General features: G+C 69.1%; 5 protein-coding genes. 1 reads left to right on the top strand and 4 read right to left on the bottom strand.

The genetic code is table 11. The features are described from left to right. The first annotated feature begins 91 nt into the window (after nt 1–91). Entirely contained in the window at nt 92–1,612 is a 1,521-nt protein-coding gene (locus ACIRDX_RS18615; RefSeq protein ID WP_396626938.1) for a sulfatase, read from the top strand. A 43-nt stretch (nt 1,613–1,655) separates the two neighbouring features. Here the strand turns inward: ACIRDX_RS18615 and ACIRDX_RS18610 are convergent, their stop codons facing one another. The 4 genes from ACIRDX_RS18610 to ACIRDX_RS18595 all read right to left on the bottom strand — a co-directional run. After that, nucleotides 1,656–2,843 carry an acyl-CoA dehydrogenase gene (locus tag ACIRDX_RS18610; RefSeq protein WP_396626937.1) on the bottom strand — a complete coding sequence of 396 codons (1,188 nt, stop codon included), beginning with the start codon at nt 2,841–2,843 and terminating at the stop codon, nt 1,656–1,658. A 77-nt stretch (nt 2,844–2,920) separates the two neighbouring features. Beyond that, nucleotides 2,921–6,151: an amidohydrolase family protein gene (locus ACIRDX_RS18605; RefSeq protein WP_396626936.1), complete on the bottom strand. Its 3,231-nt coding sequence runs from the start codon at nt 6,149–6,151 to the stop codon at nt 2,921–2,923. Nucleotides 6,152–6,272: 121 nt separating this feature from the next. Continuing rightward, nucleotides 6,273–6,902, bottom strand: a complete 630-nt coding sequence (locus tag ACIRDX_RS18600; RefSeq protein WP_396626935.1) for a DNA-3-methyladenine glycosylase family protein — start codon at nt 6,900–6,902, stop codon at nt 6,273–6,275. A 292-nt stretch (nt 6,903–7,194) separates the two neighbouring features. After that, a partial coding sequence (locus ACIRDX_RS18595; RefSeq protein ID WP_396626934.1) for a glycerol-3-phosphate dehydrogenase C-terminal domain-containing protein occupies nt 7,195–7,485 on the bottom strand: 291 nt, incomplete at its 5' end.

The following is a 7,485-nucleotide window of genomic DNA, read 5'->3' as shown; positions in this document are numbered from 1 at the left end:
CCGGCACGTCCCCGTGCGGGCGGTGCCGTCGGCCGACGCGCGGCACCTGGCGGTGATCGGCTGAGCAGACGCTGGTAGTCTTCCGGGCACCATGCGTCCGGAACGCCGCTCCCTCGTTCGCCTCGCCACGCTGTGCCTGGGCCTCGGCCTGTTCGCGCCAGCCAGCGCCTCGTTCGCACAGGACTCGACGCGCGCAGGATCGCCAGCGCAGTCTCGTCTCAACATCGTCGTGTTCGTCGCCGACGACCACGGGCAGGACACCGGCGCGTACGGCAACACCGCGGTGAAGACGCCGCACCTCGACGCGCTCGCGGCCGAGGGTGTGCGCTTCCCGCACGCGTATGCGACGACGGCGAGCTGCAGCGCGAGCCGGTCGGTGCTGCTGACCGGGCTGCAGAACCACCGCACGGCGCAGTACGGGCACGAGCACGACTACAGCCACTTCCAGAGCTACGCGAACCTGCGGCCGCTGCCCGTGCTGCTGCAGGAGGCGGGCTACCGCACGGCGCGCATCGGCAAGTTCCACGTGGCGCCGGCGGATACGTACCGCTTCGAGCAGGTGCTCGGTGCTGACGGACGCAACACCGTGGAGATGGCCGAACGGACGCGGGCCTTCGTGAGTGCCCGCGACGCGCGGCCCTTCTTCCTCTACATCGCCACCTCCGACCCGCATCGTGGTGGAGGCACGACGGACGGCACGCGAAACGGCCCGGATCGGTTCGGCAATCGACCGGAGGGTTACCCGGGCGTGCAGACGGTGACGTTCGACCCGGCCAAGGTCATCGTGCCGGCCTGGTTGCCCGACACACCGGCGACGCGCGCCGAGCTCGCGCAGTACTACCAGTCGATCGCGCGGCTCGACCAGGGCGTGGGTCGCATGGTGCAGGTGCTGAAGGACGCGGGCGTGTACGAGCAGACGCTGTTCGTGTACCTCTCGGACCACGGCGCCGCGTTCCCCGGCGCCAAGACGACGGTGTACGAGCCGGGACTGCGGTCACCGCTCATCGTCAGGCACCCGCGTGCATCACGCAGGGGCGCGACCTCGGACGCGATGGTGAGCTGGGTGGACATCACGCCGACGATCCTCGACGCCGCGGGCGCGACCACGCCGACGTACAAGCAGCACATCGCAAGTGGTGAGGTGAGGGCCACCGCGACGTTGCCCGAGACCCACGGCCTCCACGGGCGATCGTTCCTGGCGGCCACGCGCGGCGAGGCGTTGCCCGGGTGGGACGAGATCTACGCCTCGCACACGTTCCACGAGATCCAGATGTACTACCCGATGCGCGTGGTGCGCGACCGGCGCTACAAGCTGATCTGGAACATCGCCTGGCAGCTGCCGTTCCCGTTCTCGACCGACCTGTGGTCGTCAGCGACCTGGCAGTCGTCGTGGAAGGGCGGCAGCGAGGCGGCCTACGGAAAGCGCACCGTGGGTCGTTACGTGCAGCGCGACGAGTTCGAGCTGTACGACCTCGAGCAGGATCCCCACGAGTCGCGCAACCTGGCCAGCGACCCCGCGCATGCGGCAACGCTCACCACTTACAAGGCCAGGCTGAGAGCCTTCCAGGCGCGCACGTCGGACCCGTGGGTGCTCAAGTGGACGTATCAGTAATTCGGAATTCCGAGTTCAGGATGAAGCGCGGCGCGGGCCCTTGTCAGTTCGCGAACGCCGCGATGCCCGTCTGCGCGCGGCCGAGGATCAGCGCGTGGACGTCGTGGGTGCCCTCGTACGTGTTCACCACCTCGAGGTTGACCAGGTGACGGATGACGCCGAACTCGTCGACGATGCCGTTGCCGCCCATCATGTCGCGGGCCAGGCGCGCGATGTCGAGCGCCTTGCCGCAGGAGTTGCGCTTGAGGATCGACGTGATCTCGGGCGCCGCCGTGCCTTCGTCCTTCATGCGGCCAAGCCGTAGCACTGCCTGCAGGCCGAGCGTGACTTCCGTCTGCATGTCGGCCAGCTTCTTCTGCACGAGCTGGTTGGCGGCCAGTGGGCGCCCGAACTGCTGCCGGTCCATGACGTAGTCGCGGGCGCGGAACCAGCAGTCCTCCGCCGCGCCGAGTGCCCCCCACGCAATGCCGTAGCGGGCGCTGTTGAGGCAGGTGAACGGGCCCTTGAGTCCACGGATGTCGGGGAAGGCGTTCTCTTCGGGACAGAACACGTTGTCCATCACGATCTCGCCCGTGATGCTCGTGCGCAGGCCGACCTTGCCATGCGTCGCCGGCGCGCTCAGCCCCTGCATCCCCTTGTCGAGGATGAAGCCGCGAATCGTGTCGGTGTCGTCCTTGGCCCACACGATGAACACGTCGGCAATCGGGCTGTTCGAGATCCACGCCTTGCTGCCGGTGATGACATAGCCGCCGTCGACCGTCCTGGCCCGCGTGGTCATGCTGCCGGGATCGGAGCCGGCGTTGGGTTCGGTGAGGCCGAAGCAGCCGATCCACTCGCCGGTGGCGAGCTTCGGCAGGTATTTCTGCTTCTGCGCCTCGGTGCCGAAGGCGTTGATCGGCACCATCACGAGCGAGCCCTGCACGCTCATCATCGACCGGAAGCCCGAGTCGACACGTTCGATCTCGCGGGCGACCAGGCCATAGCTGACATAGCCCATCCCCGTGCCGCCGTAGGTCTCGGGGATGACGATGCCGAGCAGGTCGAGCGCGCCCATCTCGCGGAAGATCTCGGGGGCCGGTGTCTCGTGGCGGAACATCTCGAGGACACGCGGCGCCAGTTTCTCCTGCGCGTAGGCGCGCGCCGTGTCGCGCACCATGCGTTCCTCGGCGCTCAGTTGCTGGTCGAGAAGCAGGGGGTCGTTCCAGTGGAAGCGGGCGGCGTTGGTGGTCATGATGTGCTCGGAACCGGCGGCCGGTGGTCAATGACAGTTTACCGGACACCACTGCGGCGGCGGGTGATGCCCGGGCCCTACCGCTCCCAGTACAGCTTCGGGCGCTCCTGTGCGGCGGGAGCGACCTGGTTCAGCGTCGCAGCGTCGTACAGCCGGCCGTTGACCATCACCATGCGCACGCTCTGGCTCTGCCGAATGTCGGCGAGCGGGTTGCCGTCGAGCACGATGAGATCGGCGAGCTTGCCGGCCTCGAGCGATCCGAGGTCCTTGTCGAGCCCGAGGTAGCGCGCGCCGGCGATGGTCGCCGCCTGCAGCGCCTCGTGGTTGGTCATGCCGCCCTGCTGCAGCATCCACAGCTCCCAGTGCGCGCCGAGGCCCTGCATCTGGCCGTGGGCGCCGAGCTGCACGGCACCGCCGGCATCGAGCACGGCCTTGGCGCCCTTCGACACGAGCACGTGCGCGTAGTCGTCTTCCGACGACATCCCGCGGCGCCTGGCGCGCGGCAGCACCACCTCGCGCGGCACGAACGTCAGCAGCCGCTCGTTCCTGAACACCTCGTCCTTCTGGTACCAGTAGTTCTCGCCGCTCTGTGAACCGTACGACACGACGAGCGTGGGCGTGTAGCCGAGGCCGCTCTTCGCAAACAGCGTGGTGACGTCCTTGTACAGGTTCGGCACCGGCAGGTTGTGCTCGATACCCGTGTGGCCATCGAGCATCATCGTCTCGTTGTAGTAGAGCAGCGAGCCGCCCTCGGGCACCACGAGCATCTCCTGCTCGCGCGCCGCCTTGATGATCATCTGGCGCGCGTCGCGCCGCTGCTGGTTGTAGCTCTTCACCGAGAAAGCGCCGGCCGCCTTCATGCGGCGCATGTGCGACCGTGCGTCCTCGAGCGACGAGACCACCGACTTGAAGGGCGTTTCCGCGCCGTAGAGGATCGTGCCCGTCGAGAAGACGCGAGGGCCGACGATCGCGCCGGTGCGCACCATCTCGGCCATCGTGAAGACCGTCTCGGTGTCGTTGGATGGATCGTGCGACGTCGTGACGCCAAACGCGAGGTTGGCCATGAGCGGCCAGTTGGCCTTCGGGATCAGGCCGTCGCCGGGCCCACCGAGGTGCGCGTGCGCGTCGATGATGCCGGGCATGATGGTCTTGCCGGTGGCGTCGATGCGCTTCGCGCCTGCAGGGATGGACACCTTGCCGGTCGCGCCGACGGAGACGATGCGGTTGCCACGCACGATGACGGTGCCGCGCTCGATGATCTCGGCGCGGTTCGCACCGGCCATCGTGATGACGCGGGCGTTCGTGAAGGCCAGCTCGCCCGTCGGCATGTCTGCCGTGGCGGTGAACGCGATGTTCACGCCGGTCGTTTCGGGAGGGGCGGGTGTCGCCTGACCGCCTTCGATGAAGGCGTAGGTCTTCGTCAGCTCGCGCGTGAAGAGCTCCGGCCCGAGCGTCCAGTGCACGCGGCGGCTGTCGGCCGACCAGTGCAGCGCGAAACCATGGTCGCGCGACACCTGCGCGATCGGGTACGCCGAGCCCCCCGCCGAGATGGTCGCCGGGCGCCCCGTCGCGGGGAACGGCATCACCCACGTCTTGAAGCGCTCGGTGAAGGCGACCCACTTGTTGTCGGGCGACGGGACGATCTGGATCGCGTTCTCCGACTGCACGTGGACGATCTCGTCGGCGCCGTCGAGCGAGACGCTGCGGAGCACCGACTGCTCGCCCCGACGATCCCGCAGGAAGATGCGCGTGCCGTCGCGGTTGAAGAGCGGCTCCTGGCCGCTGTCGGTCACCTTCTTCGGTGTGCCGCCCGCGGCGGGCACCACGAACACCCCGGGGTCGACGGCGTACGCCAGCTCGCGGTCGATGTCGGCACCGGTGGCGCGGTAGACGATCGAGGCGCCGTCGGGCGAGAACGACGGGGCGGCGTAGTGGCCGGGCGTGGCAACGACATCGCGGGCGCCCTGGCCATCGACGCCGATCACGCGGACGCGGCCCTTGGCCTGATCGTCCCAGGTGACGTACACGATGGAGCGGCCGTCCGGCGAGAACGACGGCCAGGCCTCGTGCGCGGCGTCCTGCGTGAGTCGGCGCGGCTCGCCGTCGGGCAGCGCGCGCAGGTACAGGTGACCGAGGGCCGAGTACACCACGCTGCGGCCGTCTGGCGACACCTTCGCGTGCCGCAGCATGCGCACGGCGAAGCGATCGGGATGCACCTCGCGCTGGAAGCGCAGCGCCTCGTTGAGCGTCTGCTCGACCTTGGCGCGGAAGGGGATCGGCGTGCCGGTCTTCTTCGCGAGATCGACGCGCCAGATCTTCCCCTTGCCCCAGATCACGAAGCCCGTTCCGTCGGGCAGCCACGCGTACTGCGCGTACACGCCGTGCACGGCCCACGCCTCCTGCAGGTCCTTGTCGAGGCCGTCGAAGACGCTCGTCTCGAGCCCGGTGGCGAGGTCGCGCACGAACAGCCGGCTGCCGGTGTCGACGCGGCGGATGAAGGCGAGCCACTTGCCGTCGGGCGAGACGCGCGGCGTGATCGCGCCGCCCGCGCCGCCGGTCACCACGCGCTCGCGGCCGGTCTTCAGGTCGCGACGGAGGATCGAGTAGATGTTGCCGAACGGGTCCTTGTTGTACTCGAAGGTGTCGCCGGGCGTGACGTCCTTGCTGAAGTAGAGCACCTGGCCGTCGGGCGACACGGCGGGCTCGCCCGTGTCCTTCTGCCAGCCGTTCTTCTCGGTGACCTGCAGGCCCTCGCCGCCAGCGACGTGGAACTGCCAGATCTCGCCTGAGCCGAGCGACCGCTGCTTCACGAAGTGCTTGCGCGCGTAGATCGACAGGCCGTCGGGCGCCCACGTCGGGCTGTTCACGAACCAGCGCGCCTCCTTCGAGACCTGGGTCGCGCCGCTGCCATCGGCCTGCATCACCCAGATGTTCCAGAGGCCGTTACGGTCACTGCTGAAGGCGATGCGCGTGCCGTCGGGGCTGAAGCGCGGCTGCATGTCGAACGCCGCGCCACTGGTGATGCGGGTCGCGAGGCCACCGCCGGTGCCCGCGATCGGCATCGTGTAGATGTCGCCGAGCAGGTCGAAGACGATCGTCTTGCCGTCGGGGCTGACGTCGACGTTCATCCACGTGCCCTCCTCGGTCTCGAAGGCGAGCGCCTGCGTCGGCCCGAGCGGCGCCGCGACGTCCCACGGCGCGTCCTTCTTGGACGCATCGGCCGGAGTCGACGCCGGTTGCTGGGCGGTGAGGGCGACGCCGAACGAGAAGAGCGCGGCGAGGGAGAAGGCGGTGCGGCCTGCGATCACGGATGGTCCTCTGCGATGTCAGGGGTAGGGCCGCGTGTCCCACGCGGCCGCTATCGCACAGCGGCGCGGTGGGACACCGCGCCCTACCTCTGTGGGAATGCCTGTCGGCCAAGGCCGAGGCTTAGGCCTCGAGCGCGCGCCACATGTACCACGCGCCCACGCTGCGGTACGGGCGCCACGCCTCGGCGATGGTCGTCATCTCGTCAGCGGACAGCTTCGTGCCGCCGCCGTACACCTTCGCGAACCCCGTGACCACGCCCAGGTCGCCGAGCGGGAGCACGTCGGTCCGCTGCAGGTGGAACATCAGGAACATCTCGGCGGTCCACCGACCGATGCCCTTCACCTGCGTCAGCGTCGCGATCACCGCCTCATCGTCGAGGCGGTGGATGTGCCGCGTGTCGAGCGTGCCGTCGGTCACATGGCGGCACAGGTCGAGGATGTAGCGCATCTTCTGCCCGCTGAGGCCGGCCGCCCGCAACGTCGCTTCCGGCGTGGCGAGCCAGGTCGCTGGCGGCGGGCATCGCCGCACGCCCATCGACGCCATCACGCGATCGTGGATCGTCGTCGCGGCGGCCGTGGCGAGCTGCTGGTAGATGATCGACCGCACGAGCGCCGAGAAGCTGTCGCGGCGGGCGCGCGTGCCGAGCGCGCACGGCCCGTGCACCTTGATCAACCGCGCCAGCGCGGGATCGCGACGCGCCAGCGCACGCGTCGCCGCCTGGCACGTCTCCGGAGTGAAGCGTACGGGCACGGGCAGATCCTTGCACAAGTGACGAGGGACACGGAGACGAGTCACAAGGGAGTCGAGGGACGAGCGACAGGCAGGGCAAGGGACGACGGACAAGAGGCGGCCCTGGCAGGTACAAGGTGGCCGGATCGCGCAAGGGAGCCGGGTACCGGGTGCCGGGTACGGGGTACCGAAACGCCATACCAGGCACACACTCCATGTCCTTCGGCCGTCCTTGTCCCGTGTCCCTTGAACTCCTTGTCCCTCGTCCCTTGTATCCCTTGTGACTTGTCGCTGTTCCCTTGTCCCTTGTGCTCTACCCGAGGTCGGCGAACGCGCTGAGGCCCGTGGGCCTGTCGCCGTCGGTGCGATCGAGCAGGCGGCGCACGTGCGCCAGCTCCTCGGCGGTGCGCTGGTCGCCCCAGCCGAGTTCCTCGCGCATGAGGGCCGCGATGCGCGCGAGCGCGGGGCGGCCGCGATGCGGCGTGAACGACAGCGATGAGCGGCGCAGCACGAAGTCGGCGACGCGCTCGCACGCCTCGTGCCGCACGGCGTGCACCACCTGCGCCGCCACGTCCGGCCCGTCGTCCATCAACTGCCGCCCGAG

Source organism: Luteitalea sp. (genome assembly GCF_044337415.1).
GTDB lineage: Bacteria > Acidobacteriota > Vicinamibacteria > Vicinamibacterales > Vicinamibacteraceae > Luteitalea.
This window is presented reverse-complemented; position numbering and strand designations above follow the sequence as displayed.